A 26,670-nucleotide genomic window follows, 5' to 3' on the forward strand; every position below is an offset into this window, starting at 1 on the left:
CACATTTTTCGAAAGCGGCAGGTCGCTGTCTTCTGCCGCCGCCGGCCCGGCGTGCCAGAATTGTGCCTGTGAGTGTCGTTCAGGTCTGTGCCAGGTGCGCCGCTCGATGGCCGGTGATCGGCGGTGGCTCTCGCGGGTCCGGGGCGGCGCAATGGTGCCCGCGATGCGGTGGAGTTCTCCTCGTTCCCACCCGAACCGACGTCCACCAATCGCCCGCCCGCCGGGGCTTCCGATGGATTGCGAGACCTCCTGGTGACCTGCGTGGTCTCGGTGACCCGCCGATCGAACGCGCGAGAGCGACGCCGCGCTACGACGTGATCCCGCGATGGGGACTTGTCGACGTCGACACCAGCTCTCGAGCGGACTCGTCGCGGGCAGATCGGATGGCAGATCGTGTCGGCCTGTTCCTGACGGTGGCCACCGTTCTGTACGGCCTCGCGGTGATCGCCGAACTCGGTCGATACGCGATCCTCGTCTACAACCGCACCCGACTGGTTCCGCCATCACTGCTGACAGCCTCCGATGCAAGCGTGTACTTCACCCAGTTCGGTGGTCTTCTCGCGGCGGTGTGCGCCGCCGTCGCGGCGGTGTGTTGGCTCCTGCGCGCTCGGCGCGTCCACTTCGCCGAGCAACGATTGTCGGATCCGCGGTCGCAGGCAGAGATCATCGTCGGCTGCGCCGTCCCCGTGATCAACCTGTTCATGCCCGCTGTCTGCCTCCTCGAACTCGTTCGTCGCGATCCGCGCGGAACGGCCCTGGTCAAGATCTGGTGGGGGCTGTGGAGCCTGAGCGGCGTCCTGCTCGTCGTCAATTCCTACTGGCGGTCCCGCGACGGCCTTCAAGCGATGGCCGACGGCGTGTTGCTCTCCGCGTTCATGGCCTTGATCGCGGCGGCTACCGCCGCCGTGACGCTGACGGTGATTCACCGCATCGAGCACCGCACCTGGCGCGGCGCTCCGGAATCGGCAACGCGATGGATACCTGTGCCGCGTTCGGTACTCCAAGAGAAGGAAACTGTTGCCCCGTGAGTCCAGACCGCCGCGGCCCACTGGTCGTCGCCCACCGAGGTGCATCGGCTGCCCGGCCCGAACACACGCTGGCCGCCTACGAACTGGCGTTGGCGGAAGGGGCGGACGGACTCGAATGCGACGTTCGGCTCACCCGCGACGGGCACCTCGTGTGCGTTCACGACCGCAAGGTCGACCGGACGTCGAGCGGTACCGGAATCGTCAGTGAGATGACATTGGACTCCTTGACCGCACTGGACTACGGATCCACGAGCGAACCGGCTGAATTGCTGACCCTCTCGGAGCTCATCACCTTGGCGCTCGACTTCGAGCGTCCGGTGAAGCTCTTCATCGAAACCAAGCACCCCGTTCGGTTCGGCGGCCTCGTCGAAGCGAAGGTGCTGGCCGAGTTGCACCGCTTCGGGATCGCGTCGCCGCCGTCGGCGGACCACTCGCGTGCCGTCGTCATGTCGTTCTCGGCGAGCGCGGTGTGGCGGGTGCGCAGGTCCGCACCGCTGCTACCGACGGTGCTGCTCGGTGACGCGTCGCGGTACCTGGGCGGCGGCGCTTCCACCGCCGTGGGCGCTACCGCGATCGGGCCGTCCGTGAAGTCGCTGCGCGACCATCCGGATCTGGTGGACAAGGCCGCCGCAGCGGGCCGGGCGACGTACTGCTGGACGGTAGACGAGAAAGCTGATGTGGAACTGTGCCGCGACCTCGGCGTGAGCTGGGTGGCCACGAACCACCCCGGTCGCACGAAGGAATGGTTGGCCGGTGCGTGACGCACCCCGGGTGCTGACGTGTAGATTTTGCCCTCGTGGCCAAGAAGAGCAAGAGAAACAGTGGACCTAAGCAGGGCAGCGCACGCGCAGAGAAGCTGGCCGCCCGCCAAGCCGAGCGGGAAGCAGCCGCTGGGGCGGTGAACCGCCCGTTCGCCGGACTGGCAGCTGAATGCGACCTGGTTGCCCTACGTGAGTTCGTTCCGTCGGCCACCGCTCCGCTTCCCGTCGTCGGGGCACATCGTCCGGTCACCCTGGCGACAGTTCTGCCCGGTGCGGTAGCTGCCCTGGTTCGTGACGAGGGTGAAACCGCCACCGGCTTCGTCGGCGTGCAGGTGCAGGCTCATTCGGCCGATCTCGGCGCGGACCTCGCGGCGTCCGTCGACTGGATCAAGGACGCAACCCCGGGCGACGCACTCGCGGCAGCGAACCCCGGATCGGATACCCGCGCCGTCACCGACGTCGTCGACGCATCGGCGCTCCTCGACATCACGGTCTACCAGGATTTCAACTGGTGGATCCCCGAAGGCGTCGAGACCGAGCCCGACGTCGCGGCCACCGTGCAGCAGGCCAATGCGGCGATCATGCCGTCCGCCCGCCTCGAAGGTGACGGCCTCGTCGCCGCATGGTGGGTCGATGCCGGCGAGAAGGCGCACCTGCGCTGGGTTCGACCGGAGAGCGAGGACGAGCTGATGCTCGCGCTGGCGCGTGTTCACGCGACCGGTGGACTGCACCTGGGCGAGGGCTCGAGGTACGCCGGGTCGTTCCGTACGCACGGACTGCTGGTTCCCGTCTTCGACCTGGACCGGGAAAAGCATGCCAACGAGTGGGTTTCGGCGACGGTCGAGCTCGGTGAGCGTCTCGCGGAAGCCCTGGCAGTCGATGCTCCGCTGAGTTCTGCCGAGCTGCGTTCACGGGACGGACTGCGTGGCCGCCAGGTAACTCTGCGCTGATTCCGCCCGAACTATAGGCGTTACGCACAGTTACGGCTAGTGTCGAATGCATGACGCTGGCACATGACATCTCCGGTAGCGGTCCCACGCTGGTACTCGTCCACGGCATAGTCCACCGACGGCAGGCGTGGGACGCGGTACTCGAGTATCTGACGCCCTACCGGCGGGTCGTCACCGTCGATCTGCCGGGTCACGGGGAATCTCCGCTCCCCGAGCTCGAACCGGACGTCATGGGTCAACTACTCGACGACGTAGCCGAGTTCGTCGCGGAAGTGACGCCGGCCGGCGAGCGCGCCCATATCGCCGGAAACTCTCTCGGTGGCTGGATTGCGCTCTCGCTGGCAGCGCGTGGTGACGTCGAATCGGTGACCGCTCTCTCGCCTGCGGGATTCTTCGTCAATCAGCTCGATCAGGCGCGGGCGATCAACACCTTCCGCGTATTGCGCAGTGCCGCCCGACTCATGGGCAGGTCGCTACCGGAAGCCCTGCGGTACAAAATGATTCGTTACCCGGCAATGGCCGCGTTTTTCGCTCACCCAAGTCATATCGGTTACGAAACGGCACTGGCGGACACGCGTTCGTTGATGTCCAACGAGCTCGTCGATCTCGGGCTGAACCTCGAACTGGTGTTTCCACCGATCGTCGATCCCACCGTGCGGGTCACCGTGGCCTGGGGCAGGCGTGATCTGATCCTGCCCGTCTACGAGGCCGCTCGCGTGAAAAGTCAGTTCCCGCAAGCGAAGACGATGGTGCTTCCCGGTCTGGGACATGTGCCCATGACAGATGCCCCCGAGCTGATCAGCTCGATCCTGTTGGCAGGAAGCGAACCGATCGGCGCGAGGGCACCGGAATTGTCGAACGACGTACTTGCCTAGATGGTGCCACCGGCCGCGGACGGCGCTCCGGAGCTGTCACCGGCGGTGCTCATCTCGCGGGCCACGAAGTCTTCCAGGTCGAACAGGTTGAGGCCGGCGCGATCTGCGATGGTGAGCAGCGTGGTCATGCTGGCAACTTCCTCGACCTGCTCCTTGAGGAACCACTGCATGAACTGCTCGCCCAGGTAGTCGCCTTCTTCGCGGGCCGTGCTCGCCAGCTGCACGATCTGCTCGGTAACCGTCTTCTCCTGGGTGAGAGCGAGAGCGATCGGTTCGCGAGCATTCTCGAACTGGGACTTGGCGGGGTCCACACCCGTGAGCTCGACGCTGATGTCGCGATCGAGGAAGTACTGAACGATCATCATGGCGTGATTGCGCTCTTCGACGGCCTGCTTGTAGAAGTGCGACGCCAGCTGCGGGAGATCCGCATTGTCGAAATACACGGCGGTCGCGATGTACTGATGCGATGCGTTGAATTCGTTGCGAATCTGATCCCGGAGAAGTGCGTGAAACTTGGTCATATGCGTCTCCTCAGAAGTCATGAGAACTAAGATAGTGCAGGTCAGGGGCACTGTCACCCCAGTCTGACCTAATTGTGGTAAGGGTTCCCAAACTAAACTGCACCTAATTCTTCGACGGTGTTCGGGCGCCCCCGAATCACTCCGGCGCCGGTGCTCCGGGGTGAGTTTCTACTCGAAACACACCGGCTACCAGGCAAGTTCGGCACACTTCCCGTCGCTGCCACGAGGCTCGACCTGCACCGTGGCATGGTCGAGCCCGAAGACCTCCGACAGTAGGTCTTGCACGGCGGCGAGAACGACAGTGGGATCGGTATCACTTTGTGCAGTGACATGGAGCGTGGCTACTTCCATGCCGGAGGTGAGCGTCCAGACGTGCAGATCGTGGGCGTCGAGCACCCCGGGGATCGCGTCGACGGCCGCTCGTATTTCCGTCACGTCGAGTCTGTCGGGTGCCTGCTGAAGCAGAATTCGCACGGCGTGCCTGCCGAGGTTGAACGCGCGGGGTAGGACGAACAGTCCGATCGCGACCGCGATGACCGGGTCGGCGTAACGCCAGCCGAAGGCGAGGGTCAGCAGGCCACTGACGAGGACTCCGATCGAACCGATCATGTCCGCCATCACCTCGAGGTAGGCGCCGCGGATGTTGAGGCTTTCCTTCGCGCCGCTGCGCAGGAGAAGAAACGCGATGACATTCATCGCCAGGCCGACCAGTGCAACCAGTGCGACGGGCAGTCCAGGTATCTCCGGCGGATCGCTGAACCTGGCGGCGGCTTCGTAGAGCACCCAACCGGCGACGCCGAAGAGCAGTACCGCATTGGCCAGTGCCGCGAAGACTTCGGCGCGGTACATGCCGAAGGTGCGATCGGGCCGGCGTCCGGCACGCTGCGCGAGAAGAACGGCGGCCAGGGCCATGAAGATGCCGAGGACGTCGGTGAACACGTGCGCGGAATCGGACAGCAGTGCGAGTGACGAGGTGAACAGCCCGACGCTCACCTGCAACACCAGGGTGATCAGGCCGAGGCCGGCGGCGATCCAAAGTTTGTTCACGTGTTTGCCGCTACTGCTGGTGGCGGCGAGTCCGTGGCCGTGTCCGTGTGACATCGGAAATCCTTTCGTCGTCGATCAGCCTATTGTCATATGCATGTATGCGCAATAGTGCATATGTTGAGAAGCCGGATCGGCGCTCGAACGATCCGCCCGGTCAGCCGGCGAGCACCGAACTCACTCCGGCAGCACGCTGTCGATCCGAGCTCTCAGATCCTCGTACGTAGGCATGCGCCCCAACTCCACATTGTCGAGGAACAGTGCCGGGGCGTCTCGGACTCCGTGCCTGCGGCCCTCGTCGACGTCTCGCCGGACGCGGTCGCGAACACTGTCGCCGAACAGGTCGGCCTCGTACCGGGCCATGTCCAGGCCGAGATCCTGCGCGAAGGAGTGGAACACGGCTTCCTGCGAGAAGGCGGACTGACCCCATTCCGATCGGGCGTCGTACATCCGGCGATACATCTCGACGAACTTCCCCTGCCGCGACGCGGATTCGACAACCTGCGCGGCGAGAACACTGTTCGCCCGACCCGGCATCGGGAAGTACCTGACGCCGAACGTGATCCGGCCGGCGTACTCGTCCGCGATCCGCTCCATGGTCGGGTGCAGCGCGAGGCACGCCTCACAGTCGAAGTCGAGGAACGCCACCAGATTCACCTTGCCGTCGGCGGCAGCGGTGAGCCGGTGCGCGTCGTCGGTGAGTACGACGTTGAATCGTGACGCCTCGTCGGAGCTCTCGCTGCTCGCCCGCGTCGGGTCGACCGTGAGGAACGTGATCAGGGCGAGTGCGATCACCGCGATCACGCCGGCGGACACCTTGGCGCTTCTGGACACAGCTGGATACCTCGGTCGTTCAGACTGCTCCGCCTGCAGCCGTCGGAGCGAACGGATCAGCAGCAGCCGGAGTGTTCAACTCCCGGGCCACGAAGGTCTCGAGATGGAAGAGATTCTCGCCCGCCCGCTCGACGATGGCGAGCAGCGTGGTCATGCTCGCAACTTCCTCGACCTGCTCTTTGAGGAACCACTGGACGAACTGTTCACCCATGTAGTCGCCGGTATCGCGGGCAACACGCGCGAGGTGGGTGATCTGCTCCGTCACCGACTTTTCCTGGGCGAGCGCCAACTCGACCGGGGCACGGACACCGTCGAAATCGGTGACCACGTCGTCGATACCCGGGATCTGGACCTCCTGATCGTTGTCGAGCAGGTACTGGATCATCATCATCGCGTGCGTGCGCTCTTCGGCGGCCTGCCGATAGAAACGAGCAGCCGTCTGCGGAAGATCGCGGGCGTCGAAGTACACCGCAATCGCAACGTACTGCTGTGATGCCGTGAACTCGTTTCGGATCTGCTGACGCAGCAGAGAGATGAATTCGCTCGAGTTCTTAGCCTGTGTCATGTCGACAGATTACGTGGTCGTCTCCGATCCACGGGACCTATGTCGTTCACCCGGTCGTGATCAACTCCGCCGGAATCTGCTGGTCGTTCGCCAGAGCACCGAAGAACCGCGACGCTCGTTCGTGATCCCACACCAGGACGTTTCCCGAACCGTCGACGTCCTCGAAGCCGCCGACGGGCACTGTGGTGGTGACCATCCCCCCGCGCAAGCCCCACGCGAGAGCTGCCAGATTCCAGATGTGATCGCCGGAGTCGACCTGCAACGACTTGGCGGTGTCGGACACCAGCGGCCACAGTCGGAACGGATTGAGGAACGTGCCAGGACTCGTTGCCTTCGACAACAGCGCGGCCATGAATTGGCGCTGATTGTTCATCCGATCGAGATCGGCCAGGGCGGTAGCGCGACTCCGCACGAAACCGAGAGCATCCGAACCCGCCAGATCCTGGCACCCGGCGGGCAGATTGATTCCGGCCAGCGGATCGTCGATCGCCTGCGTCAAGCACACGTTGACGCCACCTATCGCATCGACAATGCCCGCGAACCCGCTGAAACCGATCTCGGCGTAGTGGTCGATCCGCAGTCCGGTCGCCTGTTCCAGCGTCTGCACCAACAGTGGTGCCCCGCCGAAGGCGAACGCCGCGTTGATCTTGTCGGACCCGTGACCTGGAATCGGAACGTACGAGTCACGCGGGATGCTCACCATCGTCGTCTCACCGCTCTCGGGCACGTGGATCACGATGATCGTGTCCGTGCGCTTCGGGCCGGTGTCGCCACCCGTCGCGAGAGCTTGCTCCTGTTCGGGAGTCAGACCGTCCCGGCTGTCCGAACCGACGATCAACCAATTCGTTCCAGGAGTGTCGCCGATGCGCCCCGGATAGTCGAGCAGCGCATCCACCCGATTGAGTGAGCTGTCGACGTAATACGTGGCCCCGGCCACCGCCAGCAGCAATACCAGCAGTGTGACGCCGACGCGGCGCCCCCACCGGCGTCGGCGGCGTGGCCGTCGCTGCTTGGGTGGTTCGGGCGGGCGCGGCGGTGCGACCGGCGGAGTGCGCCGTGGCGGGGCGGGTGCGTACTTCGCCTGACGTGCCTGATCGGAACTCTGGTCCCCGAAGGGCTGAGGTTGCTGCGTCGGCGCCCAGGCCTGGGGTGGCCGCTCCTGCCGCGGAGCCTGCGACCAGGCGAGCTCGGCAGGGGGAGTCTGCGGCGGGCGGCCGTCCCGGCGCAATACCGCCGGCGCCTCCGGGGGTGGGCCCTGACGTGGTGGGTTTTGTCGCGGTGGCGGGCCCTGCCTGGGTGGTGGATTTTGTCGCGGTGGTGGGCCCTGTCTCGGTGGTGGGCCCTGTCGGGGTGGGTTTTGTCGCGGTGGGTTCGGCCGAGATTGCTGCGGACCGGGCGGCGCTTGCCGCGGGGGTCGCTGGGGATACTCGGAGTCGCCGGTCACCTGTTCACGGTACCGGTCACGGTAGCCACGACACGTGATCTCGAAGGAGTGCGTACCCGATGAACGCCACCATGTCGATGAAGGCGTGGGCCACCACCAGCGGCCACAGCTTGCCGGTACGCTGCCAGTACCGTCCGAAGACGAGGCCCATGACCAGGTTTCCGACGCCACCGCCGAAACCTTGATACAGGTGATAGCTGCCCCGTAGCAGTGCCGACGCCAGCAAGGACGAGTTCTCACTCCACCCCAGCGTCCGCAATCGGCTGATCAGATATGCGACGACGAGTACCTCTTCGGCGCCCGAGTTCGCGATCGCGGACAAGACCAGCACCGGCACGCGCCACCAATGGTCGTCGAGCGCACTGGCCTGGACGGTGAGATTGACACTCAGGGCCTGAGCGACGAGGTAGAACACCAAACCAGGCAGGCCGATCGCCGCCGCGAGCCCCAGGCCGGGGGCGAGATCGCGTCGTAGTTTCGGTGCGGGCGTCAGTCCCGCTGCGCGTGTGCCGATTCCCGCGCGATGCAGGAGATAGAGCCCGAGCGCCGCCCACGCGAGAAGTTTGGCGACACCGAGCAGTTGACGGGCGAGGTCGATCCAGCCGATCGTCGCTCGCGACGGATTGAGGGCGACGGTCTGCTGCGACAGAGCCACCGGCGTCGCCAGGGATTCGGCGAGGGAGAGAATTGCCGACAGTCCGCTGAGTCCGAATGTGACCAGTAAGACGATCGTGATCTCGATCCACACCCCGCGCCTGGCGGATGCCTCGAGCGGTGGGCCGGTTGGCTGCGGTGACGGGGGATTGAGCCACGATCGGACGACGGCGCGGGTGTTCACCCGCGCAAGATTATCTGCCGGCCGCCCCGCCACGTCCGGAGCGCAGACCGTTGAGGAACGGGCAGCCGACGAGCATGCGGATCGCGCGGCTCAACTCCGTCGGATCGGAGACAGGATGTGCGAACGGCATCCACACGTCCCGGTCGCCGGTGCTGTCCTCGACCCGCAGTCGCAGGCCGTATCGGTCGATGCCGAGCGGGCGGACGTATCCGGTGCGCATATGCGCCGGCAACTTACTGACCAGAAGATCGACCAGGTCGCGGTGATCTTGGTCGAGATGCTGCAACCAGGAGGTCTCGAGTTCCCAGAACGGATCGGGGCTGGCGCCGAGCAGATCGTCGAGCGCAACCGGTTCCGCCCCGGTCGAGTCCGCGACCACCGCCGACGCCAGGCTCAGGCGCAGCAGGACGGAGCTGTGGCCGAGATCGAGAAGACCTGGATGGGGATGCTCGGCGGCAACGTCGTCGGCGAGCACTCGGGATTCGTAGTCCGGCACCGCGTGCAAGGTGCCGCGCAACCAGACCAGCGAGCGGACCGGTTCGCGCAGTGGCAGGGGTGCGTGGTCAGTCAGTTCGAGAACGGCGGGCAGCCCGCCGGAACCGGAGTTCCAGGCCAGGGCGGCAGCGGCGGATGCATGAGGCACGGCAACCACGACGTCGCCGTTGGAGCGCAGATGGTGCACCGACGTGATCGTCGGATCGCTGCCTTCGATGGCGAGTACTGCGTCCTGTGCCCGGACGCAGGCGCTTCGCACACGTTCGGCGGTGGACGGCCCGGTGCTGGTCTTGGTTGCCATGCTGCCCCCTTGACGGGTGTTTTCCTCGAACCCCACCAGTCGATGAGGTAAACCTAACCTAAGGTGCGCGGGTGTGAATCGCAAGACTTTTGCGCAACTCGCGCAGAATCAGACGATTCCGACAGCGTTAGGGTGATCTCGTGGCCATTCCTCTTTCCCTCGGACTGCCGACCCCCCAGAACTCGCGCGGCCTTCTCGACGCCCTACTGAGCGAAACCCGTGACCACGTCGGCCCGACACCCGTCGGCGACACGTTCGGGCCGCCCGTCGTTCCGGCGTCCGCGCTGATCGGCGCCGTCGCCGCAGGCCGAGTGGTGGTCCGACTCGACATCGATCCCGCCGAGCTTCGGGCCGACGCCGCCGCATCGTACGAGTCCGTGCGCTTCGATCTCGACGTCGCACCGGAAGACATCGCCGACGCTGTGGCCCTGCGCGTTCCGGCCCCGCTCGCGGTGTACGTGGCGACCGGCGCGCAGACGCTCTCGCCCGCGGAAGCGGCACAGCTTCTCTGTGTGGGCGGACGAATCCCCGGACTCGATTCGGGACGCACTGCCGCCGAGATAGCCGACTTCCTCGCCGTGCTCGCCCACGACAGCGTCGGCTTCGTGGCCAGGGCGAAGGATGCCGACGAGGTGGTGGCGCTGTTGTGCGCCACCGTCGCAGCCCTGCGCGGCAACGACGTGCGCGCGGCCGTGCTCGATCCGCAGCCGAAGGATCTGCTCGCCTTGATCCCGGAAGCGGCATCCGCAGTTCGGGAAGTGCTCCTCGCGATCGAGGTACCGGATCCGGTGGCAGTGGAAGCCGCGCTCCGTGCGACCGGACTGCGCTGAGGGGACCCCACTCGGGTGGGTAATCTCGTACAGTGCCAACAATCGCGTATTTCGGACCGTCGGGAACCTTCACGGAGATCGCCCTAGCTCAACTCGAGGCGAGCGGAGCGTTCGACGGCCCGGTCGAGCGGGTATCGGCCGGTAGCCCACCCGCCACGCTGGATCTGGTGCGGGACGGACTGGTCGACGGTGCCGTCGTCCCGTTCGAGAATTCCGTCGAAGGTGGCGTCGCGCCCACTCTCGATTCGCTGGCACTGGGCTCCCCACTGCAGATTATCGCCGAGACCGACCTGGACGTCAGCTTCTCCATCCTGGTGCGGCCGGGCACCACGGCCGATCAAGTGCGCAGCATCGGCGCCTACCCCCACGCTGCCGCGCAAGTGCGTCAGTGGATCGCCGACAATCTGCCCGGCGCGCAAACGCAGCTGGCATCGTCGAATGCTGCTGCTGCCCTCGATGTTCAGGCCGGAACCGTCGACGCCGGCGTGTCGACCGCGCTGGCCGGAGAACTCCTCGGCCTGTCCAGCCTGGCCGACGAGGTCGCCGACGTCGGTGGGGCGCGCACCCGCTTCGTTCTGGTGACGAAACCTGCTCCGGTACCGGCCAAGACCGGGGCCGACCGTACGGCGCTGGTGCTTCAGCTCGACAACGAACCAGGTTCGCTGGTACGCGCGCTGTCCGAATTCGCCGAGCGTGGCATCGATCTGACCCGCATCGAATCACGGCCCATGCGAACCGAACTGGGAACCTACCGATTTTTCGTCGACTGCATCGGACACGTGGACGATTCGCTGGTGGCCGAGGCCATGAGGGCTCTGCACCGCAAGTCCGGCGTGAGATTTCTCGGTTCCTGGCCGACGGCGAATTCCGTAGGACCACAACCGCCTTCCGATGACGAGGCGATACAGTGGATCGAGCAGATCAAGCGTGGGGAGGGGGCGCGATGAGTTCGAACGGCACGTCACGACCAGGACGGCTGATCCTGGTTCGACACGGGCAGACCACGTCCAACGTGGCCCAACGCCTCGACACCGCGCTACCCGGGGCTCCTCTCACCTCGGCCGGACTGGCCCAGGCGGAACTACTCGGCCAAGGACTGGCCGCGGCACCGCCGTCGATTCTGGTGTCCTCGTTGGCGCTGCGCGCCAGGCAGACCGCCGGATACGTCGAACGGGCGTCGGGAGTGTCACTCGACGTGCGCGACGGTCTCCACGAGGTGCAGGCCGGTGATCTCGAGGACCGCACGGACGAGGTCGCCCACCGACTGTTCGGTGACACGTTCCGGGCGTGGCAGTCGGGCGATCTCGGGGTCCGCATCCCCGGGGGGGAGGCCGGCTACGACGTCCTCGAACGGTATGTCCCGGTGGTGAATTCGCTGCGCGAACAGTACCTCGACGGATCGGCAGGCGGTGACGTCGTCGTGGTCAGTCACGGCGCCGCGATCCGTCTGGTGGCAGCGCAGTTGGCCGGCGTACCCGGTTTGTTCGCTGCCGAACATCACCTCGCGAACACCGAAACAGTCGAACTGGTACCACTACCGGGTGGCGGCTGGGAGTGCCTGCGCTGGGGTGCGCTAGATCCGCCGTTCGTCCACGCCCCGAAATCCACCGTCGACGACGTGATGGGCTGACGTCACCACCAGCGGGTCTGCGCGCTCAGTTGCCGACCGAGCTCGGTGGACAGCGTTCGGACGTAACTGGCCGTCAGATGGTGGGTATCGTGGTATACCAACACGTTTCCCACTATCACCCGACACAGGTCCGGATCGCACACGCCGTCGCTGAGATCGAGAAGGCGAACGTTGGTCAGGTTCTCGATCGCGGCGATCGCCGGGTTCACCTCGCTCAACATCTCGTCTCTCGGCATCGCACACGTATCGGGTGACGTCGTCGTGTCCAGGCAGTCGATCGCGCGATACGGGACGCCGTCGTGATGCAGCCACGGAGTGTCCCGGATTGCGAGAACGTCGATGCCCGCCCCTTCGAGTTCCTCCCAGACGTGGATGTACGACTCCGGGGTGACGTCGCCGGGCCCTTCCGGATTGGGTCGTGAGGCCGTGGTGAACACGTAATCGGGTTTGTCCTGCGCCAAGGTGTCCAAGACGCCCCTCGACCAGTCGACACAATCGGGATAGTCGTAGTCGGTGAACGTCTGCGAGTAGTCGATGTTGAGCGGGCAACCCATCTTCAGATAGGTGTCGACGCGGAACCCGTGTTCTTCACCGAGTTGGTCCAGTGCGGTGAGCCAGTGCTCGGAATGGGAACCACCGGCGAGGGCGATACTGCGGTCGGATTCCCGGTCACCGTACGTGCAGTGAATGACTTTCCGTTCGGTGAAGTCGGCGATACAACCGTCGAGAGTGCTGGCCGGAAGGTCGTGCGGTGCATCGAAGATCGACGGAACCATCGGTGCGTTCGGTGCTACGTAGCCGTCGGTCAGAGTCAGCGCCCCTGGGTGCGTCGGAACGTCGAGGCTGTCCACTGCGCGGTTACCGGTGGTCTGACTACTCGCGTAGGACTGCCAGCCGAACGTCCCGGCGAGGGCGGCCACCACCAGCAGCAGGCACAGCCCCACGGCGATCGTGCGGGAGCGACCACCGCGATCCACCGGAACCTCGACTATCCGCCGCAGCGCCAGGGCGAGCAGCACGGAAGCAACGATCACCAGTGCCCCGACAACCGGACCTGCAGTCGGTCGACCGGTCACGACGAGAGTGAACACCAGAATCGGCCAGTGCACCAGGTACAGCGCAAAAGCGATGGAACCCAACCAGGTCAACGCCGGGTGTGCGAGCACGGTCGACGTCCACGGCCCGACACCGGTCCCCGCCAGAATCAGGGCAATCGTGGCCAGGACGGGGACAAGCGCCCACGGTCCGGGGAACTGCTGTGCGCCGTCGAGTAGTACACCGCAGGACAAGATCGCGGCCAGGCCCACCACGCCGAGCACGCTTCGGATCCACAACGGCCACGACGCGACCCTGGCGGTGCGGGAGGAGGTCAGCAGCACTGCGGCGAGCGCGCCGAGTGCCAACTCCCATAGTCGGGCCCCGGAATCGTAGTACGCCCACGTCTGGTGCCGCACCGACGACGCGTGAGCGTAGACGAACGACCCGATGACCAACCCGGTCAGTACGACGGCGAGTGTCGGCCGCAAGAGCGTCACCCGCACCCGAGTGGTCACGAATCCGACAGCGAGCACGAGGGCTATCGCGAAAACGTAGAACTGGCCCTGAACCGCCATGGACCACATGTGCTGCAGCGGGGTGACCGATCCGTCGGCGGCGAGATAATCGCTGGCCGTGATCGCCAACTGCCAGTTCTGGAAGAAGCCGAGAACGGCGATCAGCTGATCGCCCATGACCGACCACCGGGTTCGCGGAAGAAGCACGGCGCTTGCGACTGCCGTCAACACGGCCACGGCGGCGATCAGAGGGAACAGTCGTAGGAACACCCGCCGCAGTGCCGGGAGTGGGTTCAAGGATCCGCCGGCCTCTACCCGCCGAACCAACGAGCCGACGAAGAAGTACCCGGACAACACCAGGAAGACGTCGACACCACCGGACACCCGGCCGAACCAGACGTGGAAGAGGACCACCAGTCCGATGGCGAGGCCGCGCAGCCCGTTCAGATCCCGACGCTGCGTCGTTGCCGGAACGGTGGACGGCGTCGCGGTGTCGACCGGGCTGCCGTCTGGTGACGGTTCCGTGACGGGTGGTGATTGCATGCTGCGGTGATGCTCCGGCGTTGAAGGGACACCGCGAGGTTACCTGCGTATTAGCGGGACCGTTTCCACGAGGCTGCTGACCAGCGAATTGACGGCTTGTCGGAGTCGGGCCGGGGTACCGGAGCTGACAGATGTCCACACGGTTCCGTCGGTGGCGGCGCTCGAGGAGCCCACCAGTCGACCCGCTCGGGTGTCGAACACCGTGACCGGACCCGGTGGATCGAGGGCTGGTGAGCGCGCAATGCCGACCAGCTCAGCGAAGGCCGAGCATCCCAGCAGTGCGGTACCGAGTCGGCCCGAGTCGGGTGTGCCGACTCCGACGCGCTCCAGCGCACCGACCAGTTGGTCGATCTCCGGCCCGGCACCGAATGCTGCACTCAGTTCCGTGGTCGGAGCGTTGAACGCCGCGAGCGCCATCGCCTCGGCAGGCCCGAAGATGTCCGCGATGATCGCTGCAGGTTCGGCGGTGGACGTGTGGAGCACTATGTTCTCGCCCGCGACGGACGCCACGATTCGCAGGTTCTCGCCCTCGGCGACGCACCATCGGGTCATCGTGCCGTCGATGCTGCGCCTGAGCGCGAGTGACCACAACGGATGCGTCAGGACCTGTAACAGCGTGCCCAGATCCGGATCGAGGACGCCGCCGACGAGTAGTTCTCGACGGGCCAGTGTCTCGGCAGCTGTGCTCATGGCCGACGTCCGTGCGTCGATGCTGTCGTGCAACGCGGTACCGCCGAGTACTACGGGAAGCGCGTCCAATCCGAGATGATCACGCGCGTAGTCGATTTCGTCCCTGGTCAACGTCAAGTCCGACTGACCGGACCACTCGGCGGGGATCCCGAGATCGACCATCAGCGAACCGATTCCGGAGCCCCGCCGATCACGGACGGAATGACGGTGCGGCCGTCGGCGAAATGTTCGAAGTGCTTCAAGTAGTCCGGAAGATCGTGAGTTTCGTCTTCCTCCGTGCGCGCGTGCCGTCCGGCCGCCATCGGCATCCCGCCCATTCCGGGTCGGGCGGTGTCGAGGCGGGCGCTGTCGAGAGAGGCTGCCGCCCCGCCGCTCACCGAGTTCGGCTGCACGGCACTCGGTGCCAGAGGGGCATGGATCTGCGTGGCGGCGCCGCCGAGCGCGTGCCGTCCGCCGCCCAGGTTCCCCGAGCCCAGACTGGCGCTGACCGTGGTTGCCGGGCTTGATCCGGAGGCATGACGACCGTTCGACGAGGGCGCGGCCGCGACGACCCCGGCCGTGACGTGGCCGTGGTGACGACCGAAGAGGGGAGACGCGGCTGCGCTCAACCCGCCGATTCCCGCCGCGGCCCCCGCCGCCGAGGTCACGGTCGTACCCATCGTTGCGGCAGCGGACGTGGCGGCCGACGCGGCAGCGCCGATCGCGGGGCCGGCGGCGGTCGAGGAAATCGCGGCACTGGCAGCTCGGACCGGGTCCGCTATCGCGTCGGCGAGCGTAACTACAGAGTTGCTTCTCGCCAAGGGCGAATCGTCGCCACGGCCCGAGCCGGGAAGGCTGTTGCCCTGATCCCGGGCGATGGCGGGCGGGGAATCGAAGGTTCGCGGCACCGCCAACGGCGTCGTAGCGGCGTCGTAGGTTTCCATGGCGACCGCAGCCCGGATCTTGACAGCCTCCTCGGCAGCCTCCGCCACTGCGATGGCGCCGGGAAGCACTCCGGCGGCGGAAATGGCGGCGACCGTCGCGGCGCGGGCCGCGGCAATTTCTACCAGCGTCGGCATCGCGAGGACGGCCAAGGTGTACGAACCGGCCTGCACTTGGGCTTTTGTCGCGGTTTCGCTCGCAAGCACGGAAGACTTCGCCGCCCACGCCTGGAACGGCGCGAACGTGCTCAGTGCAACGTCGGCGGCCTCTCCGGACCACCCTTCGCCCAAGTGCGCCATGACGCGCGACACGGTCGCAGCGGACTCGCCCAGTGCCGTGGCCACGGCGGTCCAACTACCGGCTGCCACGGTGAGTGGAACAGCCCCTGCGCCCGCGATCAATGACGACGAATTGGGTGCCGCACCGCGCGGATACCAGACGACGCCGGTGATTCCGACCATGAAACTTCCCCCCGGAAGAACGAATTGACGATGTAGGAATTGTGGACTGTGTCGAGCGTTTTGTCAGGTCGACGTCGAACGGAGGTTCTGCTCGTTCAGTTGATCCTGGAACTCGTAGGCAGCTGCCTGCCGTCTCAGGAGCGTTGCCGCTGCGACGAGTTCCTTCACCGCCTGCCCGGCCGAGGAGTTCAGACTGTCCGACGCGGCATTGAAGTACCGTGCCGCGCTCGTCGACACCTCCTCGGCACCGGACGGCGCTACGTGCAGTGTCGGACCCGTCGCCGAGAGTGTGCTGCTCAAGTGGGCTGCGGATGTTTCGAGTTCGATCGCGGCCTTCACGAGAACATGAGGATCGACGTGCATGATGCGCTGCTCCTGTCGTGACAGTGGTCCTTGCGGCGCAAATTGCCCCGCGACTGTTTGATGCATGAGCGCGCCGTTCGGTTCCCCGCGAAAGTGGACAACATTTTCAGGCGGTCATCCCCAACCGAGCTCGTGCAACCTGTCTTCTTCGATACCGAAGTAGTGGGCGATCTCGTGAATGACCGTGACAGCGACCTCGTGGACGACGTCTTCCTCCGACTCGCAGATGTCGAGGATGGAGTCTCGGAAGATGGTCACGGTGTCGGGCAGGTAGCCGCCGTAGTGCGAGTCCCGTTCGGTCAACGCCACGCCTTGATAGAGGCCGAGCAGACTCGGTTCCTGCGGATCACGAGACTCCACCAGGACCACCACGTTGTCGATCGCCCGCGCCAGCTCGGGCGGAATCATGTCGAGTGCTTCGCCGACGAGTTCCTCGAACCGGTCGGGCGCCATGGTCACCGCCATGATCTACGACGGCGGAGCCGCGCCGGGCAGCGGCGTCGGCAGCGACCGACCTTCCGGCTGCGCGGGCGGCGGGATCGGTGCGGCGCCGTTGATGAGGATCTCACCCTTGGCGCTGCCGGTGATGGCGGAGAAGCCGCCGGTCTCGACTTCCTTGCCGACCGAGCAGTTGACCCGTCGACTGCCGGCCAGCCAGCTCTCCAGGGAGACGTTGTCCCAGAACAGTGTCAACGTCTTGTTCCGCAACGCATCCGCCGAACCCAGATACTCGTTGGACGCCTGCGTGCACACGCCCTCGAGATACCGGTCCTGGTCCTCGACGGACGGCATCGGGCCCGGAAACTGGGTTCCGAGATCGATCACCGAGATGACCTCGTACGCGTGAGGTTGTGTGCAGTCGACCGGATCGGTCGGCAGATTGCCGTTGATACCGATGCAGGTACCCGCGTCCCAGACGTTCGACTGGTCCTGATCGGCGACGCGGCCGGCAAAGGACTGCAGTTCGCCCGTGGTGGTCGAGTACTGCAGGCCGCACCGCAGTGAGCGTTCACCCGACGCCCACCCGGATTCGCTCGGAAACATCAGGCCGACGCTGAACTTGCCCTTCGGATCGAAACCGGACCCGAGGTACGACGTCACGACGGGCGTGCAGTGCTCGTCACGTAACTCGGCGAACCGGATGGCACCCGGATACCGGGACCCCGGTCCGAACTCGGCGCCGGGAAACACCGAGAGGTCGAACGGGCCTGCCACCTCGAAGCGATGCGGTCGGTCGCACGAGACTTTCGACATGTCGGTGCGTTCGCCACCGGACTCGGTGGCGGGCGTCCAGTCGAGACAATCGCCTGCGGCTGCGGACGTGAAGGCGTCGTCGCGGGGCGAACCGGTGGCGGCCGGGCCGACACCACTGATCGTCGGAGCGGCGGAATCGCTGCCTCGGAGACCACCGGAAATGGCGATGGTCACGATGGCGGCAACCACGGCCCCGACCGCGACGGCGGCCAGGAACCGTCTGGTGTGGGTCGCCGACAGCGTTTTCTTCCCCGCCGGCCGCTCCGCGTCCACCGACAGCGTCTTCTTCCCCGCCGGCCGCTCCGCGTCCGCCGGTTGCGGCGTCTTCTCGATCTCGTCTTCGGACATCGATCCCATCATGCCTGTTGTCTGTGCGATACCGAAGCTACGGCGCCGATCTTTCGTCGAGCAGCCGGCGATCGGCGCGCATGTTGTCGAGCAGCCGGCGATCGGGCGCGCATGTTGTCGAGCAGCCGGCGATCGGGCGCGCGTATTTTGGACCGATGAGCGAAGCGACTTCTCCGGACCCCGACGCCGTCGCATTGGCGGGCCGGCTTTTCGACATGGCGCGGACCGGCGACGCCGTGCAGTTGGCGGCCTACCTCGACGCCGGGGTACCGGTGAATCTGACGAATGCGAGCGGCGACACGCTTGTGATGTTGGCTGCATATCACGGCCACGCCGACGTGGTGCGGGTGCTGTCAGCACGCGGAGCCGACGTGAACCGGGCCAACGACAAGAATCAGACGCCGCTGGCCGGTGCCGTGTTCAAAGGCGAGGACGCCGTGGTCAGCGCCCTGGTCGAGGCCGGGGCGGACCCTGACGGCGGCCACCCCACCGCGTTGGACGCGGCGCGGATGTTCGGCCGGGAGGATTACCTCGGCATCCTCGAAGTGCGAGGTGAGCGCCGAGGACCGTCGACAGGTGGGTAAAGTTCGAAGTCGTGATTGACCTCAAGTTCCTCCGCGAGAATCCTGAAATCGTCCGCGAGTCGCAGCGCACCCGGGGAGAAGATCCCGGACTGGTCGACGCCCTGCTCGGCGCCGACAGTTCTCGACGAGCTGCTGTGCTCGCCGGAGACAATCTTCGTGCCGAGCAGAAGGCCTTCGGCAGGAAGGTAGGGCAGGCCTCGGCCGAGGAGCGGTCCGCATTGCTCGAGGGCTCCAAGGAACTTGCCGCCAAGGTCAAGGAAGCCGAAGCCGCGCAGCACGAGGCGCAGGCAGCTCTCGACGCCGCTCACCGTTCGATCTCCAACATCGTGCAGGACGGCGCCCCGGCCGGCGGCGAGGACGACTTCGTGGTTCTCGAACACGTCGGTGAGATCCCGACATTCGATTTCGAGCCGAAAGATCATGTCGAGCTGGGTGAGACACTCGGCTTGTTCGACATGGAACGTGGCGCGAAGGTGTCGGGCTCGCGGTTCTATTTCATGACCGGATACGGTGCCATGCTCCAGCTCGGGCTCCTGCAGCTCGCGGCGCAGAAGGCCATCGGCAACGGGTTCACGATGATGATCCCGCCGGTGCTCGTTCGCCCCGAGATCATGGCGGGCACCGGATTCCTCGGTGCGCACGCCGACGAGATCTATCACCTTCAGGACGACGACCTCTACCTCGTCGGAACCTCCGAGGTGCCGATGGCCGGATACCACTCGGGCGAGATCCTCGATCTCACCGACGGGCCGAAGCGCTACGCCGGTTGGTCGTCGTGCTTTCGCCGTGAAGCCGGTAGCTACGGCAAGGACACCCGCGGCATCATCCGTGTCCATCAGTTCGACAAGGTCGAGATGTTCACCTACTGCCGCCCCGAGGACGCCGACGCCGAACATCAGCGTCTACTGGGTTGGGAGCGGGAGATGCTCGCCGCGATCGAGGTGCCCTACCGGGTGATCGACACCGCAGGCGGAGACCTCGGATCCTCCGCGGCCCGCAAGTTCGACTGCGAGGCGTGGGTTCCCACCGAAGGCACCTACCGTGAGCTGACGTCGACGTCCAACTGCACCACGTTCCAGGCCCGCCGCCTCGGGGTCCGGTACCGCGACGAGAACGGCAAGCCGCAGACGGCCGCCACCCTCAACGGCACCCTGGCGACGACCCGATGGATCGTCTCGATCCTGGAAAACCATCAGCAGGCCGACGGCAGTGTCCGTGTTCCCGCTGCGTTGGTGCCTTTCGTGGGGACAGACGTGTTGCGCTGATCGGCGACAGAGCTGTTGCACCCCGTGCGTCCGAGGTGGCGCACGGGGTGTCGCCGTTTCAGGCCGCGGAACCGAGGCAGTACCCGTCCGGCCCGACGGACAGGGTGAAGCGGACGGTCTTCGTCGTCCCGCTCGCGTCGGTGACCGGGAGGTCGACGGCGACGTAGTCCCCCTGCAGCGCAGTGACGATTGCCGCTTCGGCGTCGAACGATCGTGTCCCGGCCAATTGGTCGGGTGTCAGTTTCAGCGGCGGTCGATCGCCGTCGCCCGTCGCATTCGGATCCCACGGGCTGTTGCCGGGGCAGATCAACGGGAAGAAGGCTTCGACGTCGCGCGGGTTGACGGGCCTGCCGGTGGCACGTGAGAGGAACCGTACGACGGCATAGGCGGCATCGTCGCTGCTGTAGAAGGTGGGCTGTCCCGAGGTGTAGACGTAGGGGCAGGCGTAGCCGGTCGCGATGTCGGAGTGCTGAGCGGACACCGACAGCCCACCGGCGCTCCAGGTCGACGCGTACGGGCCGTCGACGCCGGGCGTGGCGAGCGCGGCGAAGATCGCCGCGACGTCGGTGTACTGCGCGGTGACGGTGTTCGGCGGCTTTCCCCAGCACCGTGCCGCCAGGGCGTCGGGGGTGAGGGAGACCAGATCGTCGGCCCAGGCCGTCAACGCAGGTGCGGCAGCGGCGTTGCCGGGCACCGCGCCCACCAGCGGTACCGGCGGGGGCGGGGTGGTCGTGGGTGCGGCGGTGGTCGTGCTGGGTTCCGGTGTGGCGGTCTCGGTGGTCGGTGGGGCTGGTTCGTCGGTGAGGATCCCGGTTCGGCCGTCGTCCTCACATGCGGTTGTCGCCAAGGACAAGGCAACGACCAGTGCCCCGATCGTCATCCGAACTACCGATTTCATCTGTGCACTCGCCCCTTTGCGACATTCCGACCGATATCCACCCTGTACGCCGCGGGTCAGATCGCGGATTCCCGTCTACGCTAGCGAACTGTGGATCCCGTTTACAGAACAGTCATCGGCATCGCCCGTACCGTCTTCGCGTTCGAGGGCCTGAAGTTCTCGGTCAAGGGGGAACAGAACGTACCGGCCTCCGGTGGTGCGGTGATCGCCGTCAATCACACCGGGTACATGGACTTCACCTATGCGGGCTTGCCGGTGCGCACGCCCAAGCGCTACATCCGATTCATGGCCAAGCAGGAAGTTTTCGACAACAAGATCGCCGGGCCGATCATGCGGGCCCTCAAGCACATTCCGGTCGATCGCGCCGCTGGTGCGGACTCCTATCGGGCTGCCGTCTCGTTCCTCGAGCGTGGGGAGTTGGTCGGGGTCTACCCGGAGGCGACCATCAGTCGGAGCTTCGAGATCAAGGAGTTCAAGTCCGGTGCCGCCAGGATGGCGATCGAAGCCGGGGTCCCGATCGTTCCGATCGCGATCTGGGGGGCGCAGCGGGTGTGGACGAAGGGCTACCCGAAGCGTTTGGGCCGCACCAACACTCCGATCTCGATAGTGGTCGGGGAGCCGATTCACCCCTTCGAACCTGCCGCCGAACTGACCGCGACACTGCGCTCGACCATGCAGGAGCTTCTGCTCGACGCACAAAAGGATTACGAGCACCCGGCCGGTGCGTACTGGGTACCGGCTCGCCTCGGTGGCAGCGCCCCGACACTCGCGCAAGCCGACGAGATGGACCGGGCCGAAGCGGAGGCCAAAGCGAAGGCGCGGGCGGAACGCAAGTCCCGAGACTGAGAGATCGCGTACCGTCCACCACACCGCGTACCCCGCCTTGCGCACGACTGTCGCACCGGGCAGGCACAATATCGGGGTGAGCGCAGACCGACCGACCCTTGTCGCGACCGATGTCGACGGCACCCTGATCGATCACGACGAACTGGTCAGTGACCGCACTCGCGAAGTGGTTCAGGCCGTCGTGGCGTCCGGGATACCGTTCGTGCTGGCCACCGGTCGGCCGCCGCGGTGGATTTCGCCGGTGGTCCAGAGTTTGGGGTATGCGCCGCTGGCGGTCTGCGCCAACGGCGCGGTGGTCTACGACAGCTTCAACGACCGGGTGCTCAGTGCGTCGACGCTGTCGGTGGACGAGCTCGCCGCGTTGTCCGAGATCGCGCTGGCCGTTCTGCCCGGTGCCGGGCTGGCCGCCGAACGGGTCGGGGCGAGCGCGCACGACGCCGCCACCGCCCAGTTCGTCAGTTCGCCGGGGTACGAACACGCCTGGCTCAATCCCGACAACACCGAGACGTCCGCATCGGAAGTGCTGGCAGCTCCGGCCGTCAAACTGCTGATCCGGTGTCCGTCGCGAACGAGCTCCGAGATGTACCGGGCACTCTCACCGCACGTCGGTGAGCTGGCAGACATGACGTACTCCACCGAGAACGGGCTGATAGAGCTGTCGGCACCCGGGGTAACCAAGGCGACCGGATTGGTCAGTGCCGCGGAGCGGTTCGGGTTCGATCTGTCCGGTCTGATCGCATTCGGGGACATGCCCAACGACATTCCGATGTTGAGCCTGGCCGCCAGGGGAGTGGCGATGGGCAACGCGCACGAGCACGCCAAGGCCGCCGCGGACGAGGTCACCGACACCAATTCCGAGCATGGTGTCGCAAAAGTCCTCGAGCGCTGGTGGCCCTAGAAACCACCAGCGCCCGAGGGAGATCCGTCGGTCTCAGCCGACGGGTGTGGTCTTCGCCATTTCCTGGGCGTAGGTGTCGTTGTAGGTGGAGATCACCTTCGTGACCATTCCGGTGACCTGATTGAAAATCAGCGAACCGTTCTCGAAATCGCTGCGCAGTCCGTCCGAAACCCGGTATTCGTCGGAGACGGGCAGGCCGAGTTCGCCGGAGTCCGAACCGAAACTCTGCCACGCCTTGAAGATCTCGCCGAGCACCGTGAAGACGCCACCGTTGGGTGAGGTGTACACGGCACCGTTCTGGAACAGCGCGCCTTGGTTGCCGAGCTTGGCCTGCAGGATTCCCGACAGCGCCTCACCGAGACGGCCGATCTCGCCGCCCTCGGCGATCCACTTCTGGGCCAGCGGGGAGTTGTCGGTGATCTTGAGCAACTGGGTGAGCAGGTCCGGGGCCGTAGCCGCGGAACCACCGGTGACGGCGTCGGCCGGAGTGTTCGGCTTGGTTGTCGTCGGTGTCGTCGTGGTGGTGCCGGGTGCGGACGGAGCCGGCGTGTTCGCCGTGCCCCCCAGGTTCGCCGCCGCGATGTTCCGGATGTCGTCCATGCGGGAGTATGCGGCGTCGCCGGGGCAGCTGGTGTTTCCGACGTCGCGGTGCGCGAAGATGATCGGCAGCTGCACGGCCTGGCCGCGCGGGTACGGCGTGAATTCCGTTCCTTCGGAGTACATGGTGGTGCGGCCCTTCGGATCGAGCCCGGCCATGCCCAGCTTCCAACCGAGGAACTTGCCCACCGAGTCGAGCGCCGCCTGCGACGGCTGCACCGTGGAGTAGTCACCCATGAGCGCGACACCCGTGGTGTTCTCGTTGAATCCACCGGCGTGTGCGCCCTGGACGGGCCTGTCGAGGCCGCCTGCGCGACCCTCGAAGATCTGGCCGTACTTGTCGACGAGCGCGTTGTAGCCGATGTCGCACCAGCCGAGAGTCTTGGCGTGGTAGGCGTAGATGGATCGCACGATCCCGGCCGACTCTTCCTTCGTGTAGTCGTTGCTGCCCGCGGTGTGGTGCACGGTGGCGCCGCCGATGAAATCGTCGTACGTCGGCGTCTGGCAGCGGATACCCTCGTCGGCTCCCCATTGAGCGCGGGAGATCACAGCCGGACCTTTGCCGGCCAGCGGTGCCGCCACTGCTTGAAGGTTGCCGTCGGCCGGGCTGGTACCCGGATCGATCAGGACGGCGGTGACGGTGTCGGCGGCTGCGGTGATCTGGCGCAGCGGGGTGGACAGCGACGCCGGCGTGTAGCCCAGTTCACCGGTTTCGGGCGCCGGCTCGGCCGGTGCCGCGGGTACGTCCACGGTCGGTGCCGGTGCCGGTGTGGGGGCGGCGGCTGATGGCGGCGTCAGGATCTGGATCGACTTGGTGGTGCCGACGAAGACGGGCTCGGTCGCCACGTTCGTGTTGGTGGTCTGATCGGAGGCTGCGCTGTCGATGGCGTCGGGGGTGAACCACGGACCCCAGGTACCGTCCTCGGCCAGGGCGCGGATCTGTGACTGTGCCGACGCGATCGTGTCGGAGGTCAGCGCGACCATGCTGAACGGGGTGTCCCGGGTCAGTTCCTTGACCACCGCGCCGGGCTGGTCGGCGGGCGGCACCGGGGCGGTTTCCTTCACATCGCCGTCGGGAGCGGGCGGCGTCGGGAACAGGTCGGTGGGCAGCGTGATGCCGGGGGGCAGGGGGATGTCGGTGGGGAGCCGAAGGTTCTTGAGATCACCGAGGTTGATGTCGGGGAGATCGAGACCGGTCAGTTCCTTGACGGGGATGACGATGTCCGGAACCGACGCGAGGAGCACCTCGGCGATCTGCGGTGGCACTGCGACGGAACTGGTGGAAGCCACGTCCGAAGAGTTGTTCGTGAGGCCGTAGACCGCAAACGGACTTGCGACAGCCAGTGCGGCTACAGCCCCGAGGACGAGCGAGGGCTTTGGTCGACGGTGTGGCAAGGGATTACTCCTCGTTGTAGTTACTTTCGAGCGAACTGAGGGGCTTTTCAGGGCCGCGATCGGTGTACTTCCCAAACTGATCCGAGCAGGTCGGAGGCCATATTTGGGGGTCGTACGCCAGTTATCGAAAGCATGTGTCTGTAACTGGTGGTGCTGATGTGGCTGAAGTGGCTGGTGTTGCTAACTCCAGACACTCTTGCCACACTAGTCACACAAGTCCATAACGCTCAACCTTAGGGTGAGACTTTAGTCGAAACAGTGTGGATCGGCGTGCCCACGGAAACGGCCTTGTGGATCAGTGGTGCCGGTGGCGATGAGGAGAGAACCGATGGCGAGAAGCGACAGCAGCGGAACCGCAGGTGGGAAGCCTGTGGCCCGCCGCGCCGACCGTCCACGGACCGGTAGGCGAGGGCGGCGAATGTCACTTGCCCGGTTCTCGATTCTGGGGTTGATTCCGGCTTTGGCGCTCGGAGTCGGAATCGGTGGCTTCGCGTCGATCCATTCGGGTGAACCGGACTTCGTTCCAGCCGTGTCCGCCGACACCCAGATCACTCTGTCGGGTCATGGAAACGGACACGGCCGCGGGATGGGTCAGTGGGGCGCGTACGGATACGCAAAAGACCAGGGCTGGTCAGGTGAGCGAATTCTCAGTCATTACTACGGCGGAACCGTCCTCGACTCCATGCCCGACGCCAAGATGAGCGTGCGACTGACCGCTCGCGACAACTCCACCCTCGACGTCTACTCCGCGGCCGGAGCAGTGGTCGGTGGTCAGCGCACCGCCCCCGGAGAGGCAATCCATCTGACCGCCCAGCCGGGTGGAGGTGCGAAGGTGGTGGTCACCGCAGGCTGCAACGGCGCGGTGGTGCGCGAGGCCGTCACCGATCATCCGTGGGTCGATCCGATCGACCTTGCTCCCGACCGTCCGGCCGATCAGTTCCTCACCTTCTGCAGCGACAACGCGCCTTATCGCGGCGCGCTCGGGGTGGTACTCGACGGCGGATCGGCACGTATCGTCAATCTTTTGGACATGGAGGACTATCTTCTCGGGGTCGTGCCCGTCGAATCGAAGGCGGAGTGGGCCGATACCGGCGGTGCCGAAGCCTTGCGGGCGCAGGCGGTAGCGGCACGCTCGTACGCGGCAACCGAGCATCGAAGCTCCTACGCCGACACCTGCGACACGCAGGACTGTCAGGTGTACGGGGGCGCGGGCCGTGAGGATCCGCGGACCACCGACGCGGTTCGATCCACCGCCGGGGCCGTTCTCTCTCGCGACGGTGACATCGTCTCGACCGAATTCTCCTCTTCCACAGGGGGATACAGTTCGGGTGGCGAATTTCCGGCAGTGGAAGATCAAGGTGACACCATCTCGCCGAATCACGACTGGACAGTGTCGATCGCAGCCGGCGATATAGCCAAGGCTTTCGGAGTCGGTGAACTGAAATCCGTCAAGGTTCTCTCTCGCAACGGATTCGGTGCCGACGGTGGCCGGGTCACGGCGGTGGAGGTGGACGGGACCACGGGAACCGTCGGGGCCACCGGAATTCAGTTCCGGCAAAAGCTCGGTTTGAAATCGGACTGGTTCACCGTCGGTGATGGTGCGGGCGTGAGTGCGCCGCCGGATTCGGAATCGAAAGATCCGAAACCGGCAGTGCCGGAAGCAGAATCGCCATCAACGGATCAATCGGGTACGGTAACGGGGACGCTGATCGACCAGAAGTACCAGGAACTCGGGGGCGCTGCAGGCGTACTCGGTGCCCCTACCGGCCCGGAGATGCAATTACCCTCCGAAGCGGGAACGTTCCGCGTCTATGAAAACGGAACAATAATCTGGACAAAGCTTTTGGGTGTTCAGGTGATTGACGCCGGTATACTCCGCGAATGGATACCGACGGGCGACAGCTAGGGGAAGGTCGGTCGATATCGATTCGCGAACAG

The 26,670-nt window shown here is 65.7% G+C and carries 27 protein-coding genes; 12 read left to right on the forward strand and 15 right to left on the reverse strand.

What is annotated here, in order from left to right:
* The first annotated feature begins 68 nt into the window (after positions 1-68).
* Genes ABH922_RS24125 through ABH922_RS24140 form a run of 4 tightly spaced genes read left to right on the forward strand, consistent with a single transcriptional unit; the run spans position 69 to position 3,614 of the window.
* On the forward strand, positions 69-1,028 hold the full coding sequence (locus ABH922_RS24125; protein ID WP_424809339.1) for a DUF4328 domain-containing protein: 960 nt from the start codon (positions 69-71) through the stop codon (positions 1,026-1,028).
* Entirely contained in the window at positions 1,025-1,789 is a 765-nt protein-coding gene (locus tag ABH922_RS24130; protein WP_424809340.1) for a glycerophosphodiester phosphodiesterase, read from the forward strand. The genes ABH922_RS24125 and ABH922_RS24130 overlap by 4 nt, the downstream gene beginning before the upstream one ends.
* A gap of 35 nt (positions 1,790-1,824) precedes the next feature.
* On the forward strand, positions 1,825-2,739 hold the full coding sequence (locus ABH922_RS24135) for a DUF5926 family protein (RefSeq protein WP_424809341.1): 915 nt from the start codon (positions 1,825-1,827) through the stop codon (positions 2,737-2,739).
* A gap of 50 nt (positions 2,740-2,789) precedes the next feature.
* Positions 2,790-3,614, forward strand: a complete 825-nt coding sequence (locus ABH922_RS24140; RefSeq protein ID WP_424809342.1) for an alpha/beta fold hydrolase — start codon at positions 2,790-2,792, stop codon at positions 3,612-3,614.
* Here the strand turns inward: ABH922_RS24140 and ABH922_RS24145 are convergent.
* From ABH922_RS24145 to ABH922_RS24175, 7 genes are all read right to left on the reverse strand, one after another.
* Positions 3,611-4,156, reverse strand: coding sequence for a ferritin (locus ABH922_RS24145; protein WP_424809343.1), 546 nt, complete (start codon positions 4,154-4,156; stop codon positions 3,611-3,613). The two genes, ABH922_RS24140 and ABH922_RS24145, sit on opposite strands and share 4 nt — an antisense overlap.
* A 165-nt stretch (positions 4,157-4,321) precedes the next feature.
* Complete coding sequence (locus ABH922_RS24150) at positions 4,322-5,236, reverse strand: cation diffusion facilitator family transporter (RefSeq protein ID WP_424809344.1); 915 nt, start codon at positions 5,234-5,236, stop codon at positions 4,322-4,324.
* Between the two features lie 120 nt (positions 5,237-5,356).
* Positions 5,357-6,013, reverse strand: coding sequence for a DsbA family protein (locus ABH922_RS24155; RefSeq protein WP_424809345.1), 657 nt, complete (start codon positions 6,011-6,013; stop codon positions 5,357-5,359).
* Between the two features lie 19 nt (positions 6,014-6,032).
* Positions 6,033-6,578 carry a ferritin gene (locus ABH922_RS24160; RefSeq protein ID WP_424809346.1) on the reverse strand — a complete coding sequence of 182 codons (546 nt, stop codon included), beginning with the start codon at positions 6,576-6,578 and terminating at the stop codon, positions 6,033-6,035.
* Between the two features lie 46 nt (positions 6,579-6,624).
* Positions 6,625-7,806 (reverse strand): LCP family protein, encoded by a 1,182-nt coding sequence (locus ABH922_RS24165; protein WP_424809347.1) that lies wholly within the window; start codon positions 7,804-7,806, stop codon positions 6,625-6,627.
* Between the two features lie 232 nt (positions 7,807-8,038).
* Positions 8,039-8,860: a CPBP family intramembrane glutamic endopeptidase gene (locus ABH922_RS24170; protein ID WP_424809348.1), complete on the reverse strand. Its 822-nt coding sequence runs from the start codon at positions 8,858-8,860 to the stop codon at positions 8,039-8,041.
* 10 nt (positions 8,861-8,870) lie between these two features.
* Positions 8,871-9,656 carry a DUF2470 domain-containing protein gene (locus tag ABH922_RS24175; RefSeq protein WP_424809349.1) on the reverse strand — a complete coding sequence of 262 codons (786 nt, stop codon included), beginning with the start codon at positions 9,654-9,656 and terminating at the stop codon, positions 8,871-8,873.
* 140 nt (positions 9,657-9,796) lie between these two features.
* Here ABH922_RS24175 and ABH922_RS24180 point away from each other — a divergent pair, with 140 nt between their 5' ends.
* From ABH922_RS24180 to ABH922_RS24190, 3 genes are read left to right on the forward strand one after another with little or no spacing between them, the layout of a single operon-like run.
* On the forward strand, positions 9,797-10,486 hold the full coding sequence (locus ABH922_RS24180; RefSeq protein ID WP_424809350.1) for a hypothetical protein: 690 nt from the start codon (positions 9,797-9,799) through the stop codon (positions 10,484-10,486).
* A gap of 32 nt (positions 10,487-10,518) precedes the next feature.
* Entirely contained in the window at positions 10,519-11,433 is a 915-nt protein-coding gene (gene pheA, locus ABH922_RS24185) for a prephenate dehydratase (RefSeq protein WP_424809351.1), read from the forward strand.
* The gene (locus ABH922_RS24190; protein ID WP_424809352.1) at positions 11,430-12,116 is read left to right on the forward strand and encodes a histidine phosphatase family protein; all 687 of its coding nucleotides are present in this window, start codon (positions 11,430-11,432) and stop codon (positions 12,114-12,116) included. The genes pheA and ABH922_RS24190 overlap by 4 nt, the downstream gene beginning before the upstream one ends.
* A gap of 2 nt (positions 12,117-12,118) precedes the next feature.
* On the opposite strand, the gene ABH922_RS24195 is transcribed toward ABH922_RS24190, so the two are convergent.
* The 6 genes from ABH922_RS24195 to ABH922_RS24220 form a co-directional block, all read right to left on the reverse strand.
* On the reverse strand, positions 12,119-14,212 hold the full coding sequence (locus ABH922_RS24195; protein WP_424809353.1) for an acyltransferase family protein: 2,094 nt from the start codon (positions 14,210-14,212) through the stop codon (positions 12,119-12,121).
* A 39-nt stretch (positions 14,213-14,251) separates the two neighbouring features.
* Positions 14,252-15,064, reverse strand: a complete 813-nt coding sequence (locus ABH922_RS24200; RefSeq protein WP_424809354.1) for an ESX secretion-associated protein EspG — start codon at positions 15,062-15,064, stop codon at positions 14,252-14,254.
* Positions 15,064-16,284 carry a PPE domain-containing protein gene (locus ABH922_RS24205; protein WP_424809355.1) on the reverse strand — a complete coding sequence of 407 codons (1,221 nt, stop codon included), beginning with the start codon at positions 16,282-16,284 and terminating at the stop codon, positions 15,064-15,066. Before ABH922_RS24205 ends, ABH922_RS24200 begins: the two co-directional genes overlap by 1 nt.
* Positions 16,285-16,347: 63 nt before the next feature.
* Complete coding sequence (locus ABH922_RS24210) at positions 16,348-16,647, reverse strand: PE family protein (RefSeq protein ID WP_424809356.1); 300 nt, start codon at positions 16,645-16,647, stop codon at positions 16,348-16,350.
* 114 nt (positions 16,648-16,761) lie between these two features.
* The gene (locus ABH922_RS24215; protein ID WP_424809357.1) at positions 16,762-17,112 is read right to left on the reverse strand and encodes a metallopeptidase family protein; all 351 of its coding nucleotides are present in this window, start codon (positions 17,110-17,112) and stop codon (positions 16,762-16,764) included.
* Positions 17,113-17,115: 3 nt separating this feature from the next.
* Positions 17,116-18,249, reverse strand: coding sequence for a septum formation family protein (locus tag ABH922_RS24220; RefSeq protein WP_424809358.1), 1,134 nt, complete (start codon positions 18,247-18,249; stop codon positions 17,116-17,118).
* A 155-nt stretch (positions 18,250-18,404) separates the two neighbouring features.
* On the opposite strand from ABH922_RS24220, the gene ABH922_RS24225 reads away from it, so the two are divergent.
* Together ABH922_RS24225 and serS are read left to right on the forward strand one after the other, a co-directional pair.
* Positions 18,405-18,833: an ankyrin repeat domain-containing protein gene (locus ABH922_RS24225; protein WP_424809359.1), complete on the forward strand. Its 429-nt coding sequence runs from the start codon at positions 18,405-18,407 to the stop codon at positions 18,831-18,833.
* An 11-nt stretch (positions 18,834-18,844) separates the two neighbouring features.
* A complete protein-coding gene (gene serS, locus ABH922_RS24230; RefSeq protein ID WP_424809360.1) occupies positions 18,845-20,098 on the forward strand; it encodes a serine--tRNA ligase in 1,254 nt (417 codons plus the stop codon).
* Positions 20,099-20,156: 58 nt separating this feature from the next.
* Here the strand turns inward: serS and ABH922_RS24235 are convergent, their stop codons facing one another.
* Entirely contained in the window at positions 20,157-20,996 is an 840-nt protein-coding gene (locus ABH922_RS24235; RefSeq protein WP_424809361.1) for a hypothetical protein, read from the reverse strand.
* Positions 20,997-21,086: 90 nt separating this feature from the next.
* Here ABH922_RS24235 and ABH922_RS24240 point away from each other — a divergent pair, with 90 nt between their 5' ends.
* Together ABH922_RS24240 and ABH922_RS24245 are read left to right on the forward strand one after the other, a co-directional pair.
* A complete protein-coding gene (locus ABH922_RS24240; RefSeq protein ID WP_424809362.1) occupies positions 21,087-21,842 on the forward strand; it encodes a lysophospholipid acyltransferase family protein in 756 nt (251 codons plus the stop codon).
* Between the two features lie 76 nt (positions 21,843-21,918).
* Positions 21,919-22,740, forward strand: coding sequence for an HAD family hydrolase (locus ABH922_RS24245; RefSeq protein ID WP_424809363.1), 822 nt, complete (start codon positions 21,919-21,921; stop codon positions 22,738-22,740).
* A 33-nt stretch (positions 22,741-22,773) separates the two neighbouring features.
* Here ABH922_RS24245 and ABH922_RS24250 read toward each other — a convergent pair whose 3' ends face one another.
* Positions 22,774-24,732: an N-acetylmuramoyl-L-alanine amidase gene (locus tag ABH922_RS24250; protein ID WP_424809364.1), complete on the reverse strand. Its 1,959-nt coding sequence runs from the start codon at positions 24,730-24,732 to the stop codon at positions 22,774-22,776.
* Between the two features lie 328 nt (positions 24,733-25,060).
* Between ABH922_RS24250 and ABH922_RS24255 the strand changes: the two genes are divergently transcribed.
* A complete protein-coding gene (locus ABH922_RS24255) occupies positions 25,061-26,638 on the forward strand; it encodes a SpoIID/LytB domain-containing protein (protein WP_424809365.1) in 1,578 nt (525 codons plus the stop codon).
* Positions 26,639-26,670 lie beyond the last annotated feature (32 nt).

This window comes from Rhodococcus sp. 27YEA15, from assembly GCF_049739425.1.
Classification (GTDB): Bacteria; Actinomycetota; Actinomycetes; order Mycobacteriales; family Mycobacteriaceae; genus Rhodococcus_F.